Genomic DNA, 24,180 nt, shown 5'->3' on the forward strand with positions numbered 1-24,180 from the left:
CCGGTAGCTCGTCAGGCTCATAACCTGAAGGTCGCAGGTTCAAATCCTGCTCCCGCAACCAAACTAAACGGTCGGAAAACAAACACTTAGCGCCCCAAGGGGCGCTTTTTGCGTTCTGGACTCCAACGTCCGGTGCTACAGCGGTGCCACGCCAGAAAGCAAACTACGGTAAGCGTTGCATCTGACCCCCAAATTGGCGTCTTCCGGCATAGGCATCTAAAGCCTATATTGGCGCTACGCGCCAATACGGAAACTCATATTTGTGTCCTTCGGCCCTTAGCTGCCGTTGGTCGGTCTCTGTGGTTTCTGCAGTCGCTGCCCGCATTCCAGACATTCGCTGCGGCCGCTCGGTTTGTGGGGAGCTGGATGACTGGATGGCGGACTTTGTTGCCGTTCCCGGCGCTGACTGATGGGTCCGTATTCTGCGCAAAGCTGCCGCTGACCAGATGCGGAACCTCGCACACGCAGCAAGGTTTTCGGGTGTCGTGAACGGCTCGCAGCGGACTTCTAGGATCAAGAACTGAAATGCGTTTTTCGCGTGATGTCGTTCTTGATTTGCAACCGCGCCTTGCCGCCGCGCCGCGCATCGACGGCTAAAAATCCGCAACGCTTGCTAAGATGTATGAAGGCACCCAAGCGTAACTTTTTATGGACAATTGATACCACGTCACTAATTCTGACACGATGTCAGGAAATCAAAAATCCAATCTCGTTCGGAAACAGACGGCGGCAAGGGCTTCGGCACCGAGCAAGGCGGCGCAGACGCGTTCAGCAATTCTGGATGCTGGAAGGGCTTTCTTGGCACGACATCCTTTTCGAGACCTCACAGTCGGTGGCCTGATGGCCGACACCGGCTACAGCCGGTCAGCGTTCTATCAGCACTTCAATGACCTGCACGGGCTGATGGAAGCCCTGCTTGATGAAGTAAAAGGGGGCATCGTCGAAGGTGCGCAACCCTGGCTCGGTGGAGCTGGAGACCCGGTTTCTAGTTTGCAGAAAAGTCTGACCGCCCTTGTAGATGTCGGCCACGAGCACGGATCAATCCTGCGCGCTGTGGCGGATGCCGCGCCCAGCGACGACCGGCTCGAATATGTTTGGCAGTCCTTTCTGGGATCGTTTGACGAGATCGTCGCTGCGAGAATTGCCGAAGACCAGGTGGGCGGGCTGACGCCGGACTTCGACCCCATGCCCGTGGCGCGTGCCCTCAACAGGATGGATGCCAGTTATCTGATCATGGCTTTTGGTGGACCCGAGAAGTCGGACAAGGAAGATGTCCTGTCGGCCATTCGCCGAATCTGGCTTTTGACCCTGTACCCGTTCGATACCGCATCCGTTTTCTTGACCGGAACAGCAAAGGATCCTCCGGAACGCGCCGATGATCACAATCGAAACGACAAATTATGACTGGAAAAACAGGACAATCAGGGAGTTTCCGAAAATGAAAACCATGCAAAGGCTGATAACTCCAGCCATCACCGCAGCTATATTGAGCGCGTCGACGACCGGCATTGTGTCGGCTCAGGATGCTACAGTGTTCGAGTTTACAACGGAGATCCCGGACGGGATAACGACGCCGGACAACATCGAAACCCGGCTCGGTGAACTCAACTTCTTTGACGGCGTGCCGGATGCAGTGTCGACCGAGAAGATCTATAACCTGCTCGATTTCCACCATGCCCTGGAGGCTTATCTCTCCGGTATCAAGATCGCCTCCATGGATGCGATGCGGCGCGGGATCGAGGACTATGGCCCAGCGAACACTACGGTTCTGCAATTCGCGGATTTGATGGACTCTCGGGCGCTGTTCCTAACCCCGAACACCACAAGCGTCTATCAGACAGCGTGGCTCGATCTTGGCGAAGAGCCGATGGTGATGGAGACACCGCCAAATGTGCTCGGCCTGGTCAATGACGGCTGGTTCAAATACGTGGCCGACTTCGGCAATCTCGGTCCCGACGAAGGGCAAGGTGGCAAGTTCCTGATCGTGCCGCCAGGCTACGAGGGCGAGGTGTCCGAGGACGGCTACACCGCCGTGATGCGTCCAAGTACCTTCGGCAACTGGCTCTTGTGGCGAGGCTTTACCGTCGATGGTTCAACCGAGCAGGCCGTGACGCAAACACAGGAGATGTTCAGGCTGTATCCATTGAGCCAAGCTGACACACCGCCGGAGATGACTTTCGTCAACGTGTCGGGCGAGAATTTCAACACGATCCATGTGATGGATGCTCGGATGTTTGAAGAGATCGACACCGTGATCCAGAATGAGCCGCTCGACGGAGAAAGTCCCGAAATCCTCGGCCATCTCGCCTCAATCGGCATCGTCAAGGGCGAGGAGTTTGCCCCGGACGAACGGATGGAGGGCATACTGGACGCGGCCGCCTCCGCAGGGAGTGTGATCGTGAAAACGCTGGTGTCGAAGCCCCGTGACGAACGTGCATTGTGGTATCCCGGCGAAAGCTACTGGCAGAACGCCTTCCCTGGAGGAGCCTACACCTGGATGCTTGACGGAGTGACCCTGCATGATTTCCGCTCGATGTTCCACTTCTATGCAACAGGGATCACGCCGGCGATGGCTGTGAAAGCAGTGGGCAAGGGGTCACAATACGCGTTCACCTATCGCGACGCCGACGGCAATGCGCTCGACGGGTCGAAGTCCTACAAGGTTATCGTGCCGCCTAACCCGCCCGCAGAAGACTTCTGGTCGTTTACCCTCTACGACAACCAGACGCGGTCAATGTTGCAGACCGACATGCAGTTTCCCGCCATTGGAAGCAACACGGCCGGCGTCAAGCAGAACGACGACGGCTCGACCGACATCTATTTCGGACCGGAAGCGCCGGAAGGCTGGGAAAGCAACTGGATTCAAACGATCCCGGGTCGAGGATGGAACACGATCCTGCGCCTCTACGGTCCGCTCGAACCTTGGTTCGATCAGACCTGGCGGCCGGGCGAGATCGAACTTGTAGGAGAATAATCACCATACTCGGGCGCTCCGTTTCTCAATATCGGAGCGTCCGTATCGCTGTTTGCCGGTTTAGGGTAGCTGCCCTTTCGGAAGTTGTCGCGATCTCCCACGCGGTCCCACAAGCAATCACTGCGACGACTTTTTTGCCCATTGGTTGCGTGGGGGCTGCAACATTCGACTAGAAGTACTTGGTGTTCGAGCCATCGGCGAAGGATGACTGCTGGCTGCCGTTCGTACCATCTGTTGCATCCGAGTGAGTTCGGATTTCGCGCTCGCAGCGAACGGCAGCAAGGTCGGCAATCTACCAGTTTGATCAGACCGCAGCATTCGTGACTTTGGGCTCGAAGCCGTCGCTACACCATGCGCAGCATGTCGCCCCATCGCGGCGACCGCCAAACGTAAGGACGGCCCAATCCGGACATCTACCACGTTGCCTAGATGCCGCAGTTGCAGCCTACATTCCGGACTTTCGTTGCGCCTATCAGGTGCAAGGGCTTGCACCCTGCGCCGACAGCCTCAAAGTGGTTGCAATTATTGGTTGAGCAAATTTGAGGCCCCAAATGGCTCGAAGAATAACGGACGAAGAAATTGGCTTGATCAAAGCCTTGTTGGCGCGCGGTGAACGGAACGTGGACATTCAATTCTATTTCAATCGCCAAGACCGCCCAGTTAACTCGGGTAGAATCAGCCAAATCCGAAACGGGACCTACGGTCCCAAAATTCCATCAGCAACGGATCAAGAGCTTGATGCGTTCCTGAACGACTTCAAAGCTGGCGCAGTCGGAGTCGCCATCAACGAACAAGACGCGAAACCACCCACAATCGCTGAAACTGCCATTGCGCTATTTGAACAACATGCTGACGGAAGTTGGAGGCAACCCCGTACCCGTGCCCGTGCCAAGGCGTGACATGGCATCTTCCACAATGATCGAATGGATGTTCTATCGCTCAATGCCGGAAGATGAAACGTTGCTAAATTGCCTTTCCTACTACCGGGAAGGATTGAATGTTGCAGAGGCTGAAATTGCATCACAGGAAGTCCTGAGTTTCTTCAAAGTCTTCGAAATGAGGCGCGACGCTCGGAAGGCAAAGAACTGGATAAAGCGCGTATTCTCGGATGCTTGCGCCGATGTCCATGACCGTACTTTGGAGCAGTTTCATTCAGATAGAAAAGAACTCGAAATTGAGGATTATTGCTACAATAGTCGTGTCGCAGCCGGTCATGTCTCCAAAAAATTCAAATCCGATGCAGATATATCCGCTGAAACGCGTAGGTTATCAGTTGCCGCCGAAATCACGCGGGCTTTGGCAAGGCACTATATACGAACGAAATATGGCTTCTCGGAGACTTACTTGAGCGAATAAAGATCGATAGCCGCCATTCGCGCACATGCCAGAATCGATCAGTTTAGGCTAGGAGCAACCACTGTCTACAGTGGGTACAGATAGGTGGTTTGAGCCCAGAGTTACGCTGTTTCTGCTCTGCGGCCAATGACCGCTTTTCGGAAGATGCTAAGAAATAACACAAGGACTTTCGATCCAGATTTTCTCTTTTTACCTACGAGAACAAGTTCTTTGAAACCTGCGTGCCCACAAGGTAGCGTGGCGCAATGAGCATTCGTATCCGGCCCACTCTTTTCCTCTGCACCAAAAATAGGATGATAGAGCGATACGGGCGCACTGGGCCAGATCAACCTGCATTTGAACTGGATAACTGGACTGTACAGGAAGTAAGGTTCTTAGCCGCAATGTACTTAGGACATGGGGAGAGCTCAGGTGTCAGGCTGTACCCACTACCAATTTTTAGAGACATCGATGAGTGCTCTGTCGATGCTGTCGTAGAAGATGGGGCACTGCTCAAACCGCTTCTTAAAGCAGCGGCAACTGATGACTACTTTATGTCCGGAAATCATGGCTTGCTGCCGAGCAAACTTGCTCAATATCAGTTCTTCGATTGGGATTATCGGCGTTTAGAGCAAGCAACGATCTTTTTCAGAGCAGTCGACGTCGATGATCCTGTACTTATCCGTGGACTTCATGCGCTACTAAAATCGGAAATGCTGTTCAATCACTTCCAATTTCGGGACGCTTCTTTGGCTTCTTCGCATATCGCACTGGACGCTGCTTACAGCGTGATATTGCAAAGACTGAAAAAGTCGGGTGCCAAAAATCCCAGTTCTCATGATGCGCAGGCGTATAAGGACGAGCTCTACGGGGTGCCACACACGAAGCGCAAGTTCTTCGAGGACTATTATTCAGATCGGGTGCGTAACTTTCATACGGACAGTAGATACGGTCCGGAATCAATTCCCTTCTTCAGCATAGATGACATCTGGCATCTGAATTCCGCGTTGAAGGGGCTATTCTACCTTCTAGCAACTGGCGAACTTCATGATGAAAACAGATGGGATCGAGACCAGTACCTAAAACACAACATGATTGAAAACGGACCTTGATCTCCGAATTATGAACGACAGCCATGGTCCGCCAACCTGCCTTAGGTCACTAGTAACACTAATGTCCTAATTGACCCCGTTCACGACTTGCTGCTTGGGCGAAGCCTCAAAGTGCGGTGAAGTTCTGGTAAGGGCTCAGGGCTGCCCACGAACACATAGCTGCGAACGACTGTTAAGGGGCGGACCACAGGGGTGATTTAGGGGGTCAAATGCAACGCTTACAAACTACGGCTACGTATCACATACGAAACTGAGGCTGATTCTTTTCCTAATGAAAACCAATGCGCCTCCACCGTCAGTGCTGTCAGCACCGTCAGCCAAGTGAAACTGCAATACCCGAAGACGTACACATCGGGGTTTTCTCCCTTCCCAGGGTATACGCGGGGCCGGGTATACCCCAGGTAGGGAGAAACTACGGTCCAAGACGATATCTCGAATCGCGGCTGCGAGCCCATACTTCCCGATGCTGCGAGACTTTTGAACGTCTGCTGATCAGCCCCACCTGAGTGGTCCAATTTGATTGTTAGTGCATGACCGGTCTTTGTTCGATCTGGACGATGGTTTCGGGTGCCGGAGGGCGGTAGCCCAGAGCACTTTGTGGTCGTTTGGTATTGTAGTGCTGTCTGACGTGCGTTTTGCGCGTAGTCTCGGTAACAGTGGCTCCAGACGCGCTATCTGAACTAGGATACGACCGCTTCCTCTTTAACCGGTATGTCCAGCCCGCTAATCTGTCCAAGAAGAGTCACAATGGAATCAATGCCCTGTCTCTGCCGCAGGGATGAGAACACAAACGGCCTCCCGTTTCGCATGCGGGTGGCGTCGCGGTCCATTACCTCAAGCGAGGCACCGACATGGGGGGCAAGATCTGTCTTGTTGATGATCAGGACGTCGGATTTTGTGATCGCGGGGCCGCCCTTGCGGGGAATCTCTTCGCCAGCTGCCACGTCGATCACATAGAGCGTGACATCCGCCAGTTCGGGGCTGAACGTGGCCGACAGGTTGTCGCCGCCGCTTTCAATTAGCACCACCTCTACATCCGGGTGCCGCTTTTGCATTTCAGCCACTGCAGCCAAGTTGATTGAAGCGTCCTCGCGGATTGCCGTATGCGGGCAGCCACCTGTTTCTACACCGATGATCCGGTCCTGAGGCAGGACCTGCATACGCATCAGCGCTTCGGCATCCTCGCGGGTGTAGATGTCGTTAGTGATCACTCCGATCGAGACCCTGTCACGCAGCGCCTCGGACAACGCTGCGGTCAGGGTGGTTTTGCCTGCGCCCACCGGGCCGCCGATGCCCACGCGCAGTGGGCCGTTCATACTGCTCATGTTCGGAACATCCTTGAGTATTGAGTTTCGTGTTTCATCGACGCGATGTCGGACAGGAAGGCGGTTGATCCCAGATCGTCCAGCCCTGTCTCAATCGCTTCGCTTGCGGCCCGCTGGCAGAGCGGCGTCAGATCGCGGATCAGCCGTTGTCCATCGGTTTGGCCCAGCGGCACCAGTCGTGTCGCGCAGGCCATCAGATTGGCCATGAAGGCCTGTAGATACATTTGCGCCGTCAGGCCAAGTGGCAGGTCCAGGACGTCTGCGGCATGACCAATGGCGACAGGGTAGGTCAGGCTGCCCATATTCACCGCCCAGACCTCTGAGGTCACACCGCAAAACGCCTCGCCCAGCAGGCGTAACTCCATCAGCCGTTCAGACGAGGCGGAAAACGCCCGCGCGGTCTGGTCGATTTCTGCCAGCGTATCGTAAGAGCCAGCCCGATACGCTGCGGCCAAAAACACACAATCGTTGCGTCCTGATCCATGCTCGATCACGTCCGCAATCCAGTCGCCCGTTTCTGCAATGCACTTAACAGTGCCGCTTTCAATGGCCCATTCCAGCCCGTGCGAATAGGCGAACCCGCCCACCGGGTAAGCGGGTGACAGCCATTGCGTCAGAGTCAGGATTTCAGCTTCAGTGAGAGTGGCCATGGGTCCTGCCGTGGCCATACGCTCCACCTTCGGGAGTGAAGGGTTCGACGGTTTCCCGGATTTTGGCACCGAGTTTCACCAGCATGTCGCGGATAACATGGTCTACCTGGATAAGCAGGCGGCTCTTTTCAACCTGGCAGGGCGTGTGCCGGTTGCCGATGTGCCATGCAATGCGGGTCAGATCGGGGGCAGTAATCTCCAATAGCGCCTCGGGGGCGGCCTGAATTTCGATTTCTCGCCCGTCTTCGAGAATTAATACACCGCCGTGATCAAGAGATGTCGTGTTAGTCAGATCGACAAGTATTTGCTCACCACCATCGCAAGTCAGAACCTTTCGGCGCAGGAAACGGTCTTCATAGGTTAGCGAAAGGTGATCCGCCGGATCTCCGTGCATATGATTGGAATACTGACGAGCAGTGCAAAGAAAGGCGTTCATGCGCACGCCTCCCTCGCAAAGTGAAGCGCGCCAGTCAGATACCCATACGGTCGGCAAACACGTGATGAACAATCCGATCGCGTGCGATACCACGTTTGGCGAGTTCGTCGTCGCTCAGTGATTGCAGGAACTCGATCTTCTTCACGCGAGACTGAGACTCGGCTAACTGCTCTAAGGCCGAATAGATTGACCTTCCGACTGCGGAAAGAATACCGGCAACGGAAAATCCGGAAGTGGTTTGATTTGCTGTATGTGCCATTAGGACCCTCGAAATCTTGAGTTACGTTGGTCCTCCCATGGGTTTTATAATTTGGCATTTCGGTCTCACTGTATAGAGGGTGATTGGTCATGGCCGGGATGCGCATGCTGCAACGCGGCGCAAATTTTGATCAAAATAGAAAGTACCTCTGCGCCATCGGCAGCACTTTGGCGGGATGGCAGATCAGCAGTTCGCCATCGGCGCGCACTTCGTAGGTTTCAGGGTCAACCTCGATATGGGGGGTCGCGTCGTTCAGCAGCAGGTCGCATTTGCCGATGTTGCGGGTGTTTTGCACGGCGACGGTTTGCTTGGCCAAACCAAGTGTATCACCAATCCCCTCGGACTGCGCAGCCTCGGAAACAAAAGTGATCGCCGAATTTTCAACCGAGCGGCCATATGCTCCAAACATCGGCCGGCTGTAAACCGGCTGCGGTGTTGGAATCGAAGCATTGGGGTCTCCCATCTGGGCACATGCGATGGTGCCACCCAGCAGAACCATTTCGGGCTTCACGCCAAAAAAGGCCGGGTTCCACAGGACCAGGTCAGCCCTTTTACCTTCTTCTATACTGCCGATCTGATGGCTGAGACCGTGGGCAATGGCCGGGTTGATGGTGTACTTGGCGATATAACGGCGGACGCGCAGGTTGTCGTTGTCGCCGATTTCTTCAGGCAGGCGACCGCGTTGTTTCTTCATCTTGTCAGCGGTTTGCCAGGTGCGGATCAAAACCTCTCCGACCCGCCCCATGGCCTGACTGTCCGAGGCAATGATCGAGAATGCGCCCATGTCGTGCAGAATGTCTTCGGCTGCAATCGTTTCACGTCGGATGCGGCTTTCGGCAAAGGCGACGTCCTCAGGTATGGACTTATCGAGGTGGTGGCAGACCATCAGCATATCCAGGTGTTCCTCGACCGTGTTCACGGTGAAGGGACGCGTCGGGTTGGTCGAGGAGGGCAGAACGTGGTTCTCGCCGCAAATCTTGATAATGTCGGGGGCGTGGCCGCCGCCTGCTCCTTCGGTGTGAAAGGCGTGGATAGTGCGGCCTTTCATGGCGGCCACGGTGTTTTCCACGAAGCCAGATTCGTTTAGTGTGTCAGTGTGGATCATCACCTGAACATCCATCGCATCCGCCACCGAAAGGCAGCAGTCGATGGCGGCGGGCGTCGTGCCCCAATCCTCATGCAGTTTCAGAGCGCAGGCGCCTGCCTTGACTTGTTCTTCCAATGCTGCTGGCAGTGAGGCATTGCCCTTGCCTGCGAATGCCAAATTCATCGGGAAAGCATCAGCGGCCTGCAGCATCCGCCCGATATGCCAGGGGCCGGGGGTGCAGGTGGTCGCCAGTGTGCCATGCGCGGGACCGGTGCCGCCGCCCAGCATGGTAGTCAGGCCGGAATGCAGCGCGTCCTCGATCTGTTGTGGACAGATAAAATGGATATGGCTGTCGAACCCCCCGGCGGTCAGGATGCGGCCTTCACCGGCAATGGCCTCGGTGCCAGGGCCAATGATAATGTCGACGCCGGGCTGTGTGTCCGGGTTTCCGGCCTTGCCGATCTTGGAAATGCACCCGTCTTTCAGGCCGACATCTGCCTTGTAGATGCCCGAATGGTCCACGATCAGCGCATTGGTGATGACGGTATCCACAGCCCCCTCGGCGCGCGTGACCTGAGACTGCCCCATTCCGTCGCGGATCACCTTGCCGCCACCGAACTTGACTTCTTCACCATAGGTGGTCAGGTCGCGTTCGACCTCAATGACCAGATCGGTATCGGCCAGCCGCAGCTTGTCACCCGTGGTGGGACCGAACATGGCGGCATAGTCAGAGCGTTTGATTTGTGCTGGCATCAAAGCTCCCCCATGACCTTTTGATTGAACCCATAAACCTTGCGTGCTCCGCCGATCGGGATCAGCAAAACTTCACGCTCTTGTCCTGGTTCGAACCGCACGGCGGTGCCCGGTGCGATGTCCAGACGAAGCCCTCGAGCGGCGGTGCGGTCGAACTCCAGAGCCGGGTTGGTTTCGGCGAAGTGATAGTGCGAGCCCACCTGCACCGGGCGGTCGCCAGTATTGGCAACCATCAGGGTCACCGCTTCGGCGTCGGTGTTCAGGGTAATCTCGCCCTCGGCCGGGAAAAGTTCACCGGGGATCATTTCGGCAGTTTCAAAATCAGGATGGTTGCAGCCAATGCGATCACCGCCAGGCCAAGGCCCAATGCGGCATAATCAGTGCCATGGGCGTGGATATGGGCGTCGGTATGAGCAGCGGCGGGACCAGCGAGGATTAGGGCGGGGAAGAGCATACGGATCATGTCTGTGTTCCTTTTTCAGCGGATGGGGTTGTGGACGGTTACCAGCTTGGTGCCGTCGGGAAAGGTGGCCTCGACCTGAACTTCTTGGATCATCTCGGGCACGCCTGTCATGCATTGCTCACGGGTGATCACATCGGCCCCGGCCTGCATCATGTCGGCGACCGAACGCCCGTCGCGTGCTCCTTCGACGACGGCGTCGGTGATCAGGGCGATCGCTTCGGGGTGGTTCAGCTTGACGCTGCGGGCCAGCCGTTTGCGTGCGACCTCGGCGGCCATGGCGACCAGCAGTTTATCTTTTTCTCTGGGGGTCAGGTTCATGTCAGATCATCCAGCATCGGGGAAGAGTGTCGTTGTTCAGGTGCAGTAGCACCGGCATCAGCGCGCGGCGCAGGGCAAAGCTGTTTTTGGCCAGCAGTCGGATCACCAACAGATCGTTCTGGATCAGCGTTGCACCAGCACTGTCGGGCAGCATCCGGCGAACCGGCGCCAACTGCCCCTCTGCCGTGGTAGAGGCAAAGACGACCAGCGCCATGGCTCCGGCACCATTGGCGATATGGGGTTTCGCCAGATGGGCATTCAGGTCACCTTCAAACCGCATGGCATCCAGAAAGACCTGCGCGCCGTCGCGCCTGATCTCGATCCGGTCGCGCAGGCGGATATTGGTCAGCGTCTCGCCCATGGCGTTGCGGCCAAAGACCAGCGGCTCAACCATCAGCGCAGAGGCGGCCGGGGCCAATTCGATAAGCAAGCGCCGGTCCAAAGCGCTGCCGTTGAACAGAATGGTTTCCTGCGGCAGCCAGTTCAGCCTGGCAACAGCATCGGCGTGCAGGTGGTTGGTGATCTGGCCCTGAGAGCCGGGCTGCGCCTTGTAGGCACGCTCGCAGGCTTGGGTCGTCAGGGTTACGGTCGTACCCGCGGCGGCGTGCCCGGTGAACCGGAAAGAGTCGCCGCCGGTAATCCCACCCGCTGTGTTCAGCAGAACCGCATCCAGGCCGGTGTCGTCAGACCGCGGGAACAGGCACTTGAAAGACCCCGACTGGCGAAACCCGTCCAGAACCGATCTGTCGCCCAATTGCTTGGCACTCAGACGAATCGCGCCCTTGGCCCTCGGCGGCATCACGCCCTGCTTGGGCAATATGGAGGCAAGTTGAGTAATGGCGCACCTGCAGAATTCAGACTTCTGCCACTTGTTTCACCGCTGGGGCGTCGGAACTCTATTCCGGGGTGCCGCATTTGGGAGATTTTCCGATGCGCGTGATTAAATTTTAGACGCGAACCTCGCCGGTAGGTCGAAAATTAAGCAGATGGGGTCAAATTTACGAATTGGCAGGGTCTGCAATTTGCCAAGTTTGCCGCAATGCAGAAACCGTATGGGTGCCCGCCGCGGGGACGAACCCAGGGGGTGTGTGACGGCTGCGCGAATTGGACCTCGGACACAACCGCCACACGGAACGCAACAACAGTTGCGGGGATCAGGTAGAAGAAGAATGCGCCTATGCGCAAGCCTTCTGCCACGGAACCCGCCAGGAGGATTAAATGAAATCTCTCAAAGCCACACTCGCCGGTTCGGCGGTTTTCGCAGCCATGGCGACAACTGCCCTGTCGGCCGAAGACACCATCAAAATTGGCGTTCTGCACTCGCTGTCGGGCACCATGGCGATCTCGGAGACCACGCTTAAAGACACCATGCTGATGCTGATCGAACAGCAAAACGCCAAGGGCGGCCTGCTGGGTAAACAGCTTGAGGCCGTTGTGGTCGACCCTGCTTCAGACTGGCCCCTGTTCGCCGAAAAAGCGCGCGAGCTGCTGACCGTGCATGAGGTGGACGTGATTTTCGGCAACTGGACCTCGGTTAGTCGCAAGTCGGTCCTACCGGTGATCGAAGAGTTGAATGGCCTGCTGTTCTATCCGGTTCAGTATGAGGGCGAGGAATCCTCGAAGAACGTGTTCTACACTGGTGCCGCGCCGAACCAACAGGCGATCCCTGCGACCGACTATTTCCTGGACGAACTGGGGGTCGAGAAGTTTGCGCTGCTGGGCACTGACTACGTTTACCCGCGTACCACCAACAACATCCTCGAAAGCTACCTGAAAGGTAAGGGCATTTCGGACGAGGATATCTTCGTCAACTACACCCCCTTTGGTCATTCCGACTGGTCCAAGATTGTAGCCGACGTGGTCGCGTTGGGCGCGGATGGTAAGAAGGTCGGAGTAATCTCGACCATCAACGGCGACGCGAACATTGGCTTTTATAAAGAGCTTGCCGCCGCAGGTGTTTCGGCGGATGACATTCCGGTCGTGGCCTTCTCGGTCGGTGAAGAGGAACTGTCGGGGCTGGACACGGCCAACCTCGTTGGTCACCTCGCGGCATGGAATTATTTCCAGTCGGCGGATACCGAGGCCAACGCTGAATTCGTCGAAACATGGAAAGCCACAATGGGGGACGAGCGCGTGACCAACGACCCGATGGAGGCGCATTACATCGGCTTCAATATGTGGGTGAACGCTGCGACTGAGGCTGGCTCGACCGAAGTCGACGCCGTGCGCGCCGCAATGTACGGGCAGGAATTCCCGAACCTGACCGGTGGAACCGCCGTGATGCTGCCGAACCATCATCTGGCGAAACCGGTTCTGATCGGTGAGATTCAGGAAGACGGTCAGTTCGACATCGTCAGCGAAACCGACGTTGTGCCGGGCGACGCCTGGACCGACTTCCTGCCGGAATCGGCGGTTCTGAAATCGGATTGGAAAGACCTGGGCTGCGGTATGTACAACACCCAAACCGAGACCTGCGTTCAGACCCTGTCGAACTACTAATCCTCTCGCAAGGCGGGTGTGACCACCCGCCTTGCCCCAAAGACATTCGGGTTTCTCCACATGTTACGACTTTTCCTTGCGGGCCTCGCAATCCTGTGCGCCTGCCTGACCGCCAACGCGCAAGAGGGTGGGCTGCAACCGATCCTGCAAGAGCATCGGGAGATCATCGCCAAAAGCTCGCGCAAGACGATCAAGCCGGCGATTGATGCGATTGCCGCCAGTGGTTTGCCGCAGGCGCAAGTGATGCTTGAGACATGGGCCGCCAAGAACATGTGGATGCGCAAGTCGGATGGTCACTATTTCGCAGGCACAAAGGCCGAGGGTCGGTCGTATGAATTGACCGACTTCGATAGCGGCGAGGTTGTCGGCACATTTGAGAAATCCGACCTGAAACAGATGAAACCCAACAGCGGTGTCCGTGCGATGATCGGCACCGCGCTGGTGCAGTTCCAGCTGATGGACCCGAGCCGCGCCAAGCGTTCTGCGGCATTGCGTTCTATTCAGCGTGATCCTGATGGGGCCTTACTGGAACCTCTGCGGGCCTCGATCAACGATGAGCCCGATGCTGACCTGATAGCGCGGAAACAACGGCTCGAGCGGCTGCTGACCATCGGTTATGACGAAGATACGACGGCGCGCGTAGCTGCGATTGAAGAAATGTCGGGCGATCTGGGCGTTGACGTCCGCGCGGCTTTGAACCCTCTGGTTGTGACCAAACGGCAAGTCGCTGTCGAGATTCCAACGGATGCCAACATCTCCGCCATACTTGTGCCGGGCGCAGACGCGCTGAGCGCCGCCGAGGCTTATGACCTGTTGGTTGCGCGCGATCTGGCTGCTCCGCGGGTTTCTCCTGATGATATTCGCATCGCGTTGTCCGCCAATATCGACGGTGGGCGGGTCGGAGGCATCCCTGTCGCGCAATTGAACTCTGACGCATCACGTACGCAAGCCTATACAGCGCTTGCTGAGGCCGGGGTGGTGCCCGATCTGGTCACGCAGGCCGATATTGACACGGCGCTGGGCACGCATGTGTTCTTTGAAACTTATGTGGAGCCTTCGCCTGAAGTCACCGCCGCCGCCGAAAAGGCGCTGGAACAGATCGAGTTGAAGGTCGGCCTGAACCAGACGCTGGACCTGACGCTGGACGCGATCTCACTGGCTTCGATCTATTTCCTAGCCGCTATTGGCCTCGCTATCACCTTCGGCGTGATGGGCGTGATCAACATGGCTCATGGCGAGTTCATCATGATGGGCGCGTACACAGGTTACGTCGTGCAGCAGTTCATCCCCGACCACACGCTGTCGATCATCGTAGCGATCCCGATGGCCTTTGCCGTCACCTTCGCCATGGGCGTCGCGATGGAGCGTCTGGTGATCCGTTGGCTCTATGCCCGCCCGCTGGAAACGCTGTTGGCGACGTTCGGCATCTCGATCGCGCTGCAGCAGTTAGCCAAGAACATCTTTGGCACGCAGGCTCGCCCGCTGACCGCGCCCGGCTGGCTGGACGGGGCATGGGTTCTGAACGATGTTGTCTCGATCAGCTATATCCGTATCGCGATCTTCGTGCTGGCGATGATCTTTTTGGGGCTGTTCCTTTACATTATGAAACGTACCCGGCTGGGGCTTGAGATGCGCGCCGTGACGCAGAACCCGCGCATGGCTGGCTCGATGGGCATCAATCCGGGACGGGTGAATATGCTGACCTTCGGCCTTGGTTCCGGAATCGCCGGAATCGCCGGGGTTGCCATCGGTCTTTTTGCCAAGGTCACCTCCGATCTGGGCAGTGATTATATCGTGCAAAGCTTCATGACCGTGGTCGTGGGCGGTGTCGGCAACATCTGGGGGGCGCTGGCAGGCGCCGGGATGATCGGCTTTCTGCAAAAGGGGATCGAGTGGATGAACCCGTCGAACACCCTTGCAGCCCAAACTTACATGATCATCTTCATCATCATTTTCATTCAATTCCGGCCAAGGGGGATCATCGCCCTCAAAGGCCGCGCGGCGGGGGATTGAGCCATGGAACGCAGCTTTGTCGCCAAGAACCCGTCCGTGTTGGTCTTTCTGGCCATCCTGTCGCTGTTCACGTTGGGCGTAACCGTCCTGTCCGAAGGGTTCGGGATCGGCGTGATCTCGACCAGTTTCGTCAAGACGCTGGGTAAAACTCTGTGCCTGTGCCTGATCGCCGTGGCAATGGACTTGGTCTGGGGCTTCACCGGTATCTTGTCGTTGGGCCATTTCGCTTTCTTCGGGCTGGGCGGTTACATGATCGGCATGTGGCTGATGTACGAACGCACCCGCTTGATTGTAGTCGAATCGTTGTCGCAGGCCGAAGTCCCACCAACACCGTCCGAGGTTGTGGACGCCATCGGAACGCAGATTTTCGGCGTCGTCGGATCGTCGGAATTCCCGCTGATTTGGGCATTTTCCCACAGCCTGACGCTGCAATTGGTGCTGGTCGTATTAGTGCCGGGCCTGCTTGCGCTGATCTTCGGGTGGCTGGCCTTCCGCAGCCGCGTAACGGGCGTGTACCTCTCGATCCTGACACAGGCGATGACCTTGGCATTGGCCCTCTACCTTTTCCAGAACGACAGCGGGTTGCGCGGCAACAACGGACTATCGGGACTTCAGAACTTACCTGGGGTGGCCGCCTCACAGGACGTGGTGTCGATCTGGTTCCTATGGGCCTCGGCGCTGGCCTTGGGGCTGGGCTATATGCTGGCCGCGTGGATCGTGTCGGGCAAGTTCGGCTCGGTCATCCGCGGCATCCGCGATAACGAGGCGCGGGTGCGCTTCCTGGGGTATTCCGTCGAGGTCTACAAACTGGCCGTCTTCACTCTGACCGCCTGCATATCTGCCATCGCGGGCGCGCTGTATTACCCGCAGGCGGGCATCATCAACCCCGAGGAAATGGCCCCCATCGCCTCGATCTACCTCGCCGTCTGGGTCGCAATCGGCGGACGTGGTCGCCTGTACGGAGCCGTCATCGGTGCGGCCTTCGTCAGTCTGCTCAGCACCTGGTTCACGGGCGGGCAGGCACCGGACATCCCGCTGGGGTTCTACACGATCAAATGGGTCGACTGGTGGCAGGTGATGCTGGGTGTGTCCTTTGTGCTGGTCACACTGTTCGCGCCGCAGGGTATAGGCGGGCTGTTCGTTCTGTGGACCAACCGTCGCCATCCGGACCGCCACGGCGCCAATCTGGGCCCAGACGACGGCGCCCTGCGTGAGAAGGAAGCCAGCCAATGAGCACCCTGCTAGAAGTCAGCGGCGTTTCCGTCACCTTCGATGGGTTCCGCGCCATCAACAACCTGTCTTTCCAGATCGGTGAGGCTGAACTGCGCGCCGTGATTGGCCCGAACGGGGCAGGCAAGACCACCTTCATGGACATCGTCACCGGCAAGACCCGACCCGATGAGGGCCGGGTGATCTGGGGTGAGAAATCCGTCTCGCTGGTGCGGATGAGCGAGGCCAAGATCGCACAGGCGGGCATCGGGCGGAAGTTCCAGAAACCTACCGTGTTCGAAGATCAGACCGTGCAGGAAAACCTGCTGATGGCCTTGAAAAACAAGCGCGGCTGGCTGGGGGTGCTGTTCTATCGCCCCTCATCCGAGGATCTGGAAAAGGTCGAAGAACTGGCCGCCGAGATAGGATTGAATGATGAACTGACCCGCAAGTCCGGCGAACTCAGCCACGGTCAGAAACAATGGTTGGAGATCGGAATGCTGCTGGCACAGGAGCCGCGGCTTCTTTTGGTTGACGAGCCCGCGGCGGGCATGACCCCGCAGGAGCGCGAGCACACCACCGACCTGCTGGTTCAGGCCGCCAAAACCCGCGCGGTTGTGGTCGTCGAACATGACATGGAGTTCGTCCGCCGTCTGAACTGCAAGGTCACCGTTCTGCATGAAGGTGCGGTTCTGGCCGAGGGCTCGCTTGACCACGTGACATCAAATCAGGACGTCATCGACGTCTATCTGGGGCGCTAGGCGATGTTGACACTGAATGACCTGACCCTGCACTATGGGCATTCGCAAATCCTCTTCGGTATCTCGATGGAGGCCGCGCAGGGCGACGTGACCTGCGTGATGGGCACCAACGGCGTCGGCAAGACCAGCCTGATCAAGGCGATTTCCGGAACCCATCCGCGCTCGGGCGGTAAGGTGGTGTTGAACGGTGAGGAACTGGGCATCCTGCCTGCGCATAAGATGGCGTGGAAAGGGGTGGCCTATGTTCCGCAGGGGCGTGAGATTTTCCCGCTGTTGACCGTACGCGAGAACCTAGAAACCGGGTTTGCCTGTCTGCCCGCCAGCGAGCACTTCATCCCGGATGAGATATTCGAACTGTTTCCGGTGCTCAAGAAAATGCAGAATCGGCGGGGTGGGGACCTGTCGGGGGGGCAGCAGCAGCAATTGGCCATTGCACGCGCCCTGATCACCAAGCCGCGCCTGCTGCTGCTTGACGAGCCGACCGAAGGCATTCAGCCCAATATCATCCAGCAGATAGGAGAAGTAATCCGCCATCTGCGAACCCAGGACGAAATGGCTATCGTTCTGGTCGAGCAGTATTTCGACTTCGCCTATGATCTCGCCGACCGGTTTGTCGTATTGCGGCGCGGGGAGATCCTGATGTCAGGTCTCAAGGCGGACCTTTCACGTGATCAGGTCTTGCAGGGAGTTTCCGTTTAGAGATCTGCGCGTCGGGCAAAGAGCGCACATTCTGAAAAAATGGTACTGAGTTGGTCCGCCGAACTGAGTACCGTGATCGGGTTTGCCCGAGCGCAGTTAATTCTTCGATCTGGCGACTGGTCCGTTCCAGCTTTGCCCTTGGGATCATTGCGGCAGTATTCTCATTCCTGCAACTCGCGCAGATTGCGCCTCGGGTTGGTTGGTCGCTTCTGCGGTTTTGCGAACTGTTCCCCTAGGCCGGACGATCGCCGCAAACAGGAAGGTATTTTCTTTCGGGCGGCGCGCAGCAATGCTTGCAGAGGCGTCAGGCGGGGTCGTGTCCACCCCGCCATTTTCTTACCGGAGAGGGCATTGCCAAGGAGTTTTCTGATTGCAACCCGATCCGAGACACAAAAAAGCAAAAAATTACCTCGCAATTTCAACGTCCTTTGACGGTCTACGGGAAACCCCCAATACCGGGAAATGGGGTAATTCGTTAACTATAACTTATTGATCGGATCATTTCGAACGATACCACTTTTCCCCTATGAGGGGCTGGCTACATACCCCCTCGGCCGGCCCCTCAGTAAACTGATACAAACCGTTCCGATCCCCCAAACCTACCTACGCGTTTCCCCCAGCGACTGCAGAACGTGCGTGACAAGTGCCGGAAGCTCTGACGCATCGCTGTAGCTGGCGGTGTGCGGAATCTCGGCGACCGGTGATTTGCGATAACCTTCGGTGAACAGAAGAAACGGCACCTGCGCACGGCAGGCCGTTTCTGCATCTACCTCGCTGTCACCCACGAACAGTTGCGGACCAGAGGAGGTGACGGCGGCGAAACTGGCCTCCAGATGAGCCGGGTCCGGCTTGCGGGTGTGCAGGCTGTCGCCACCCAGAACAGCGTCGAAATGATGCGCCAGGTTCATTGCCTCGAGCACATGACGCGCAGGGGTCTCGGGTTTATTGGTGCAGACACCCAACACGCAGCCCATATCGCGCAACTGTTCCAGCGCCCGCATCACGCCGGGATAGACGACGGTTTTGTCACTGGCCGCGGCGTTGTAGTGTGTCAGGGTCTGTCGGGTCAGATCTGCGTGACGGTCCATTGAAAGGTTACAATGCAGGATCACACGTTCCACCAGTTTGGGCAGGCCGTTGCCTACGAATTGTTGAACCTGTTCCAAAGGCAGGGCAGCCACGTCGTTGTCGTGCAACATCCTGTTGGTCGCTGCGGCAATGTCCGCAACGCTGTCCACCAGCGTCCCGTCCAGATCGAACATGATTGTCGCGCTCATCGGCAGCCCCGTCTGATTAATGTCTCGCAAATGACCTCTATCCCGCCTGATTTTTTGACACAATCACATTGGGTTGGAGATTCTGTAAGATCTTGCTTGACATACCTGAGTAAAATAATCAGATTAAACGGGAAGTGAGCAGCCAACCCCATTTCGGGTCAGCCAGATCGAGAAAAACGCGAACAGATCAAGGCATTTCGCCTGAGACCACTTGGAGTTGTCCTGATGAATATGCAGAACCCGAATCCCAGCCAATCCTACGCCGTGTCCTTGCTGCCTGCCCATAAGGCTGAGGACCTGACCAAGGGTGGAAACCTGGCCCATATCGAGCTAGGCGACCAGCTGTACACCCTGCGCATCACTCGCGCCGGCAAGCTGATCCTGACGAAATGAGCGGACGCCACCCTCGCGGCGGGGCGGCCGTTGGTCGCCTTGCCGATCTGAGCCCGGTCGAAGCCGGCGCCGTGTTGTATTTGCGGCTCTGGGGTGACGGTGCGCAGGGTCGCTCGGACGCCGCAAGCGACTTTCAAATCGCGCTGGGCACAGAGAGCGGACACGCCGCGATGATGACGCTGGACCAGTTGTGTTCCTTATGCGCGCATCACGGGCGCCGCCCGCTGATCCGTCACGGGTTGGGCTGTTCCTGTCTGGGCGCGGATGAGAATTGCTTTGCGCAGATGATCGCAGCGGCCTCGGAAGGGGATCGCGAAGACGCGATGATGATGGCATCCCTGATTGTGCGGGCGGATTTCGCGCCCGCGTTGGCCTCATTGTCCGAAGAGCTTGGACTGGCACTGCGTCGCATGACAGCGCTTGTTCCAATGCCCACGACCGGGCACCAACCTCCCGCGGCCATGCTGCAATAAGCAGCAGCCAAGCGTAAAATCCCGGCCTTCCTCGTGCCGGGGTTATTCTTGTCAGCAGCACCCGCATCCGGCGTGGTGGTGATCATGATCGAAGGTCGGGGCAGGGGCATAATCGCCGACTTCGGCCAATACATCCCGCAGCACCCAGAGGATCATGTCCACATCCTCGGCCTCAATGGTCAGAGGCGGGCGGATCTTCAGGGTGTTGTCCTTTGGCCCTTCGCTGCCGATCAGGATGCGGTGATCGCGCATTCGGTTCTTGACGTACTTGCAGATCTCGGTGCCCTCGGACCCGTCGGGGTTGATCAGTTCGACGCCCAGAAACAGACCCATGCCTCGAACGTCTCCGACGCAGCCGAAATCGGCCTCGATCTGGCGCAGGCCGTCCATCAGGAGCGCGCCCATTTCACGGGCGTTGTCCTGCAGGTCTTCGTCATCGACGATATCCAACACCTCTTTGCCGATCCGGCACGAGAGTGTGGAACCGCCGAAGGTCGAGAAGAACTCGATCCCGTTGTCAAAGCTGCGGGCGATCTCTTTGGTCGTCACCAGCACGCCCAAAGGGTGGCCGTTGCCGATGGGTTTGCCCATGACAACGATATCCGGCAGGGCGCCCTGATGTTCAAAACCGAAATAGTATTCGCCCAGACGCCCCAGCCCGGTCTGCACTTCGTCGGCGATGCAGATGCCGCCGGCTGCCCGGATTTTCTCGTATACCGCAGGCAGATAGCCCTTGGGGGGAATGATCTGACCACCGACCGAGGGGAAGGTCTCTGCGATGAACCCGGCCACGCCCTGTTTCTTGTCTTGCAAGGCGGCAATCGCCGGGTCTACGAGGTCAGCGTATTTCCGGGCGCGGTTGGGATCGTCACGTTTGAACGACCCCCGATAATCGTCCGCTACTTCGACCAGTTCGACCCAGTCGGCCTGACCGATCCCGCCCGGCTTGTTGAACTTGTAGGCCGAGATCGCAACCGCCGCGTTGGTGTTCCCATGATAGCCGTGATCCGGCGTTACGATCCCCTTGGCCCCGGTATGGGCCCGGGCCAGCCGGAGGGCCAGTTCATTGGCCTCAGTGCCCGAGTTGACGAAGAAGCAGACATCGAAATGATCCGGCAGTTTCGACAACAGCTTGTCGGCAAACGCGGTTTGTGCCGGGTGCAGATAGCGGGTGTTCGAATTCATCCGCTTCAGCTGATCCGCCGCGACTGCCTGAATGCGCGGGTGTGCGTGCCCCACATGCGGGACATTGTTGTAAGCGTCCAGATAGGGGCGACCCCATTCGTCAAACAGGTGGTGCTTCCATCCGCGCATCAGCATGACCGGATCGTCATAGGTTAGGCTGAGATTGCCCCCGAAGTGATCTTGCCGCCCCTGCAGGATCGTGTGCTTGTCGGTGGGGCGATAGAACACTTTTTCATCCGGCAGGTTCAGCAACGCTGCCGGGTTGGGGCAGATGGCGTGCCACAGCTCTATCTCATCCGGATCGCCGACGCCAGGCCAGTCGTTTTGCATTCCGTCCGTGGTCAGAGCCAGTTGGAAATGCACATGCGGAGCCCAGCCGCCGTTCTGGCTGGCATCGCCCAGTTGGGCAAAGGCCGCGCCCTGTGCCACCGGATCACCCGGGTTCAACCGGTCGCAGACTTCGGGGTCCAGATGACCGTAGAGCGTATAGAACGGATCACCCTCGGGTGTTTCGTGATGCAGGATCACCACCCCGCCATAATCCAGATGCCCTTCGCGGTTCTCGATGGCTTCGACGCGTCCACTCATAGGCGCGTGCAGGACGGTGCCCGCCGGGGCAAACACATCCACCGCCAGATGCACAGTGCGCCGGTCCGACGCCTTCCAAGGCCCCTTGCGGAACCCGGGTTCCGCATAGATCAGCCGGGGTTCGTTGTAGTAACCCAGCCACAGGCCCTCTCCGAACTCCTCACCCACGCGTGCGGCTTCTTCCAGCGGCATGTGAAATGGGTTCTGCGGCCAGGTCGAGCTTTCGACCGACAATGATCCCATGGGAACATCGCTCAGATCCTGGCCGAACATTGGCGCAAACTGGCCGCGATGCTCGGACAGGTAGGCGTGGATGCGCTCAGCCCCGTCTGTGACGGGGAGGTTGCAAGCGGTGCGCAGACGAGCAGGCATCAGGTCACTGTTCAAGCCCGTATTCTCAAGGAACCGCCAGGCCGGGGCCTGGCTGATGGTCACGTAAGGATCGTCCGGGTTATCCTCTGCCATCAGGGTAGAATTCACCACGGACACCGCCAGCCGCATCCGCAGCAACGGCCAGATCAGATCGACCTCATCCGCGCGCAACCGGTTAGACGCGTGATAGCCATGCACCAGCGCCGCCAATGCGCGTTCGGGTTTGGGATGGTCCAGAACGACATAAGCGCCAGCAATCGCCAGATCGCAGATACGCGGGGCCGCGCACATGTCGCCCAGATCAATCAGCCCCGAGATGCTCTGGCGTTGCCCCAACTCACCCTCGACCAGAATGTTATAGTCGTTGGCATCGTTGTGGATGGCCTGTTTGGGCAAGCCCGACAGTTGCCCGGAAATCGCGTCGAATTTGCCGCAAATCTCAGAAAGCAATTCACGGCGCAGGGGATCAGTAATCGCATCCAACTGATCGGCGATCCAGCCCGCCTGCGTCAGGTCCCATTTGAAATCCGCGCGATGCAGCCCTTTATGAGAAAACCGCTCCAGCGCTTTGTCGGTCGCGCCCAAAACACGACCCAGCTTCAGGATCAGTCCTTCAGATTTGGGTGCCGTTTTGGCATAGCACCGCCCCGGCAGGCCTTCGAGCAGCCACGCCAGCCGTACCTCTCCGTGTTGATCGGCGATCTCGGGCAGCAGTAATCCGTTCAGGTCCGGGAAAACCTGCGGGAACGGCAGCCCTGGTGCTTCGTCCGCAATATGCGCCAACGCCTTGACTTGCAGGTCCACAAATTCGGCCTCGCAACCCGCCCGCATGACCTTGAGCACGTAATCCTGACCGTTCGTTGCCCGAACCATAAAGTTCAGGTCGTATTCGCCATCCAGACGCTCCAACTTGGCGTCCAGCCCCCAATGCTTGCGCAGGGCATTCGCCCAGAATTCCGTCATGCCGCTCATGCGATTTCCAGTTCCTTTAATGCCGGGGGCCTCTTCCCCGAGCCAAGAGGGGGCAGACAGCCCCTTGCCATCAGTCCAATGCGCGTAACCGTTTGATCAGCGACGACGTATCCCATCTGCCACCGCCCAGCTTTTGAACATCCTTGTAGAACTGATCGACCAGAGCCGTCACCGGCAGAGACGCCCCGGTCTCATTGGCCGTCTCAAGGCAGATCCCCAGATCCTTGCGCATCCAGTCGACCGCAAAGCCGTGATCGAAGTGGTCGTCCAGCATGGTTTCATAGCGGTTTGCCATCTGCCAGCTGCCTGCCGCACCCTGGCTGATCACCTCAATGACCGAGCGCCCGTCCAGTCCGGCTTTCTCAGCAAAATGCAGCGCTTCGCTGAGGCCCTGAACCAGACCGGCAATTGCGATCTGGTTGCACATCTTGGTCATCTGACCTGCGCCGCTGTCGCCGATCCGGCGGCAGATTTTGGAATAGACCTGCATGATTGGCTCGGCCGCATCATAGGCGGCCTGATCGCCGCCGCACATAATCGACAGCACACCATTCTCAGCGCCTGCCTGTCCTCCCGAAATCGGTGCGTCCACAAAGGCGATCCCTTGCGCCTGCCCTGCTGTGTACAATTCGCGGGTCACCTTGGCGGAAACGGTGGTGTGATCGACGAAAGTAGCACCCTCGGCCATTCCTTGGAATGCGCCATCTTCACCTGTGCAAACCATCCGCAAGTCATCATCGTTGCCAACGCAGGCCATCACGAATTCGGTACCCTGTGCGGCCTCTTTCGGGGTGGCGGCCATGGCGCCGCCATGCTGGGCCACCCAGTCCTCGGCCTTTGCTGCGGTGCGATTGAAAACTGTCACCTCATGACCCGCCGCCTGCAGGTGGCCTGCCATTGGATAGCCCATGACGCCCAGGCCCAGAAACGCAACTTTTGCCATTTGGTGATCCTCTCTGCTGTCCGGTCCCATTTCGTTAAGCAGGCCGGAGTGTTGGGCAGAGACAAAGCAAAGCTGCGCCCAAAG

At 57.9% G+C, this 24,180-nt stretch carries 23 protein-coding genes; 11 read left to right on the forward strand and 12 right to left on the reverse strand.

The window, feature by feature from the left end; translation table 11 throughout:
• Nucleotides 1-684: 684 nt before the first annotated feature.
• The 4 genes from ACR0IM_RS21170 to ACR0IM_RS21185 all read left to right on the forward strand — a co-directional run bounded on the left by ACR0IM_RS21170 (nt 685) and on the right by ACR0IM_RS21185 (nt 5,421).
• Nucleotides 685-1,404 (forward strand): TetR/AcrR family transcriptional regulator, encoded by a 720-nt coding sequence (locus ACR0IM_RS21170; protein ID WP_480683155.1) that lies wholly within the window; start codon nt 685-687, stop codon nt 1,402-1,404.
• Nucleotides 1,376-2,974, forward strand: a complete 1,599-nt coding sequence (locus tag ACR0IM_RS21175) for a DUF1254 domain-containing protein (protein WP_480683156.1) — start codon at nt 1,376-1,378, stop codon at nt 2,972-2,974. The genes ACR0IM_RS21170 and ACR0IM_RS21175 overlap by 29 nt, the downstream gene beginning before the upstream one ends.
• A gap of 828 nt (nt 2,975-3,802) precedes the next feature.
• Nucleotides 3,803-4,330 carry a methylamine utilization protein MauJ gene (gene mauJ, locus ACR0IM_RS21180; protein WP_480683157.1) on the forward strand — a complete coding sequence of 176 codons (528 nt, stop codon included), beginning with the start codon at nt 3,803-3,805 and terminating at the stop codon, nt 4,328-4,330.
• A 245-nt stretch (nt 4,331-4,575) separates the two neighbouring features.
• Nucleotides 4,576-5,421, forward strand: a complete 846-nt coding sequence (locus tag ACR0IM_RS21185; protein ID WP_480683158.1) for a hypothetical protein — start codon at nt 4,576-4,578, stop codon at nt 5,419-5,421.
• A 680-nt stretch (nt 5,422-6,101) separates the two neighbouring features.
• Here ACR0IM_RS21185 and ureG read toward each other — a convergent pair.
• From ureG to ACR0IM_RS21230, 9 genes are all read right to left on the reverse strand, one after another.
• The gene (gene ureG, locus ACR0IM_RS21190) at nt 6,102-6,746 is read right to left on the reverse strand and encodes an urease accessory protein UreG (protein WP_480683159.1); all 645 of its coding nucleotides are present in this window, start codon (nt 6,744-6,746) and stop codon (nt 6,102-6,104) included.
• Entirely contained in the window at nt 6,743-7,396 is a 654-nt protein-coding gene (locus ACR0IM_RS21195) for an urease accessory protein UreF (RefSeq protein WP_480643382.1), read from the reverse strand. Before ACR0IM_RS21195 ends, ureG begins: the two co-directional genes overlap by 4 nt.
• Nucleotides 7,380-7,832, reverse strand: coding sequence for an urease accessory protein UreE (locus tag ACR0IM_RS21200; protein WP_480683160.1), 453 nt, complete (start codon nt 7,830-7,832; stop codon nt 7,380-7,382). Before ACR0IM_RS21200 ends, ACR0IM_RS21195 begins: the two co-directional genes overlap by 17 nt.
• Nucleotides 7,833-7,866: 34 nt before the next feature.
• Complete coding sequence (locus ACR0IM_RS21205) at nt 7,867-8,091, reverse strand: hypothetical protein (protein WP_480595347.1); 225 nt, start codon at nt 8,089-8,091, stop codon at nt 7,867-7,869.
• Nucleotides 8,092-8,221: 130 nt separating this feature from the next.
• Nucleotides 8,222-9,931: an urease subunit alpha gene (gene ureC, locus ACR0IM_RS21210; RefSeq protein ID WP_480683161.1), complete on the reverse strand. Its 1,710-nt coding sequence runs from the start codon at nt 9,929-9,931 to the stop codon at nt 8,222-8,224.
• Nucleotides 9,931-10,236: an urease subunit beta gene (locus ACR0IM_RS21215; RefSeq protein ID WP_480595345.1), complete on the reverse strand. Its 306-nt coding sequence runs from the start codon at nt 10,234-10,236 to the stop codon at nt 9,931-9,933. The genes ureC and ACR0IM_RS21215 overlap by 1 nt, the downstream gene beginning before the upstream one ends.
• Nucleotides 10,233-10,394 (reverse strand): peptidase M23, encoded by a 162-nt coding sequence (locus tag ACR0IM_RS21220; RefSeq protein WP_480595344.1) that lies wholly within the window; start codon nt 10,392-10,394, stop codon nt 10,233-10,235. The genes ACR0IM_RS21215 and ACR0IM_RS21220 overlap by 4 nt, the downstream gene beginning before the upstream one ends.
• 15 nt (nt 10,395-10,409) lie before the next feature.
• Nucleotides 10,410-10,712 (reverse strand): urease subunit gamma, encoded by a 303-nt coding sequence (locus ACR0IM_RS21225; RefSeq protein ID WP_480595343.1) that lies wholly within the window; start codon nt 10,710-10,712, stop codon nt 10,410-10,412.
• A gap of 1 nt (nt 10,713) precedes the next feature.
• Nucleotides 10,714-11,511: an urease accessory protein UreD gene (locus ACR0IM_RS21230; protein WP_480643385.1), complete on the reverse strand. Its 798-nt coding sequence runs from the start codon at nt 11,509-11,511 to the stop codon at nt 10,714-10,716.
• 419 nt (nt 11,512-11,930) lie between these two features.
• Here ACR0IM_RS21230 and urtA point away from each other — a divergent pair, with 419 nt between their 5' ends.
• From urtA to urtE, 5 genes are read left to right on the forward strand one after another with little or no spacing between them, the layout of a single operon-like run.
• Nucleotides 11,931-13,211, forward strand: coding sequence for an urea ABC transporter substrate-binding protein (gene urtA / locus ACR0IM_RS21235; RefSeq protein WP_480643387.1), 1,281 nt, complete (start codon nt 11,931-11,933; stop codon nt 13,209-13,211).
• Nucleotides 13,212-13,271: 60 nt separating this feature from the next.
• Nucleotides 13,272-15,224 carry an urea ABC transporter permease subunit UrtB gene (gene urtB, locus ACR0IM_RS21240; RefSeq protein ID WP_480683162.1) on the forward strand — a complete coding sequence of 651 codons (1,953 nt, stop codon included), beginning with the start codon at nt 13,272-13,274 and terminating at the stop codon, nt 15,222-15,224.
• A 3-nt stretch (nt 15,225-15,227) separates the two neighbouring features.
• On the forward strand, nt 15,228-16,457 hold the full coding sequence (gene urtC / locus ACR0IM_RS21245; protein WP_480683163.1) for an urea ABC transporter permease subunit UrtC: 1,230 nt from the start codon (nt 15,228-15,230) through the stop codon (nt 16,455-16,457).
• Nucleotides 16,454-17,194, forward strand: a complete 741-nt coding sequence (gene urtD / locus ACR0IM_RS21250; protein ID WP_480683164.1) for an urea ABC transporter ATP-binding protein UrtD — start codon at nt 16,454-16,456, stop codon at nt 17,192-17,194. The genes urtC and urtD overlap by 4 nt, the downstream gene beginning before the upstream one ends.
• A 3-nt stretch (nt 17,195-17,197) precedes the next feature.
• Complete coding sequence (urtE, locus tag ACR0IM_RS21255) at nt 17,198-17,893, forward strand: urea ABC transporter ATP-binding subunit UrtE (RefSeq protein ID WP_480595337.1); 696 nt, start codon at nt 17,198-17,200, stop codon at nt 17,891-17,893.
• Between the two features lie 599 nt (nt 17,894-18,492).
• On the opposite strand, the gene gph is transcribed toward urtE, so the two are convergent.
• Entirely contained in the window at nt 18,493-19,170 is a 678-nt protein-coding gene (gene gph / locus ACR0IM_RS21260; RefSeq protein ID WP_480683165.1) for a phosphoglycolate phosphatase, read from the reverse strand.
• A 225-nt stretch (nt 19,171-19,395) separates the two neighbouring features.
• On the opposite strand from gph, the gene hemP reads away from it, so the two are divergent.
• Nucleotides 19,396-19,563 (forward strand): hemin uptake protein HemP, encoded by a 168-nt coding sequence (hemP, locus tag ACR0IM_RS21265; protein WP_480595335.1) that lies wholly within the window; start codon nt 19,396-19,398, stop codon nt 19,561-19,563.
• On the forward strand, nt 19,560-20,036 hold the full coding sequence (locus ACR0IM_RS21270) for a hypothetical protein (RefSeq protein ID WP_480683166.1): 477 nt from the start codon (nt 19,560-19,562) through the stop codon (nt 20,034-20,036). The genes hemP and ACR0IM_RS21270 overlap by 4 nt, the downstream gene beginning before the upstream one ends.
• A 51-nt stretch (nt 20,037-20,087) precedes the next feature.
• Here the strand turns inward: ACR0IM_RS21270 and ACR0IM_RS21275 are convergent, their stop codons facing one another.
• Nucleotides 20,088-23,153: an aminotransferase class III-fold pyridoxal phosphate-dependent enzyme gene (locus ACR0IM_RS21275; RefSeq protein WP_480683168.1), complete on the reverse strand. Its 3,066-nt coding sequence runs from the start codon at nt 23,151-23,153 to the stop codon at nt 20,088-20,090.
• Between the two features lie 70 nt (nt 23,154-23,223).
• On the reverse strand, nt 23,224-24,096 hold the full coding sequence (locus ACR0IM_RS21280) for an NAD(P)-dependent oxidoreductase (protein ID WP_480683169.1): 873 nt from the start codon (nt 24,094-24,096) through the stop codon (nt 23,224-23,226).
• Between the last annotated feature and the right edge of the window lie 84 nt (nt 24,097-24,180).

The sequence above is a fragment of the Ruegeria sp. BF6 genome, from assembly GCF_056538665.1.

Excerpts from the sequence above, each read along its gene's own strand:
- ACR0IM_RS21170 (WP_480683155.1), top strand. The coding sequence starts at position 685 with ATGTCAGGAAATCAAAAATCCAATCTCGTTCGGAAACAGACGGCGGCA.
- ACR0IM_RS21175 (WP_480683156.1), top strand. The coding sequence starts at position 1,376 with ATGATCACAATCGAAACGACAAATTATGACTGGAAAAACAGGACAATC.
- ACR0IM_RS21185 (WP_480683158.1), top strand. The coding sequence starts at position 4,576 with ATGAGCATTCGTATCCGGCCCACTCTTTTCCTCTGCACCAAAAATAGG.
- ureG (WP_480683159.1), bottom strand. The coding sequence starts at position 6,746 with ATGAGCAGTATGAACGGCCCACTGCGCGTGGGCATCGGCGGCCCGGTG.
- ACR0IM_RS21195 (WP_480643382.1), bottom strand. The coding sequence starts at position 7,396 with ATGGCCACTCTCACTGAAGCTGAAATCCTGACTCTGACGCAATGGCTG.
- ACR0IM_RS21200 (WP_480683160.1), bottom strand. The coding sequence starts at position 7,832 with ATGAACGCCTTTCTTTGCACTGCTCGTCAGTATTCCAATCATATGCAC.
- ACR0IM_RS21205 (WP_480595347.1), bottom strand. The coding sequence starts at position 8,091 with ATGGCACATACAGCAAATCAAACCACTTCCGGATTTTCCGTTGCCGGT.
- ureC (WP_480683161.1), bottom strand. The coding sequence starts at position 9,931 with ATGCCAGCACAAATCAAACGCTCTGACTATGCCGCCATGTTCGGTCCC.
- ACR0IM_RS21215 (WP_480595345.1), bottom strand. The coding sequence starts at position 10,236 with ATGATCCCCGGTGAACTTTTCCCGGCCGAGGGCGAGATTACCCTGAAC.
- ACR0IM_RS21220 (WP_480595344.1), bottom strand. The coding sequence starts at position 10,394 with ATGATCCGTATGCTCTTCCCCGCCCTAATCCTCGCTGGTCCCGCCGCT.
- ACR0IM_RS21225 (WP_480595343.1), bottom strand. The coding sequence starts at position 10,712 with ATGAACCTGACCCCCAGAGAAAAAGATAAACTGCTGGTCGCCATGGCC.
- ACR0IM_RS21230 (WP_480643385.1), bottom strand. The coding sequence starts at position 11,511 with ATGCCGCCGAGGGCCAAGGGCGCGATTCGTCTGAGTGCCAAGCAATTG.
- urtA (WP_480643387.1), top strand. The coding sequence starts at position 11,931 with ATGAAATCTCTCAAAGCCACACTCGCCGGTTCGGCGGTTTTCGCAGCC.
- urtB (WP_480683162.1), top strand. The coding sequence starts at position 13,272 with ATGTTACGACTTTTCCTTGCGGGCCTCGCAATCCTGTGCGCCTGCCTG.
- urtC (WP_480683163.1), top strand. The coding sequence starts at position 15,228 with ATGGAACGCAGCTTTGTCGCCAAGAACCCGTCCGTGTTGGTCTTTCTG.
- urtD (WP_480683164.1), top strand. The coding sequence starts at position 16,454 with ATGAGCACCCTGCTAGAAGTCAGCGGCGTTTCCGTCACCTTCGATGGG.
- urtE (WP_480595337.1), top strand. The coding sequence starts at position 17,198 with ATGTTGACACTGAATGACCTGACCCTGCACTATGGGCATTCGCAAATC.
- gph (WP_480683165.1), bottom strand. The coding sequence starts at position 19,170 with ATGAGCGCGACAATCATGTTCGATCTGGACGGGACGCTGGTGGACAGC.
- hemP (WP_480595335.1), top strand. The coding sequence starts at position 19,396 with ATGAATATGCAGAACCCGAATCCCAGCCAATCCTACGCCGTGTCCTTG.
- ACR0IM_RS21270 (WP_480683166.1), top strand. The coding sequence starts at position 19,560 with ATGAGCGGACGCCACCCTCGCGGCGGGGCGGCCGTTGGTCGCCTTGCC.
- ACR0IM_RS21275 (WP_480683168.1), bottom strand. The coding sequence starts at position 23,153 with ATGAGCGGCATGACGGAATTCTGGGCGAATGCCCTGCGCAAGCATTGG.
- ACR0IM_RS21280 (WP_480683169.1), bottom strand. The coding sequence starts at position 24,096 with ATGGCAAAAGTTGCGTTTCTGGGCCTGGGCGTCATGGGCTATCCAATG.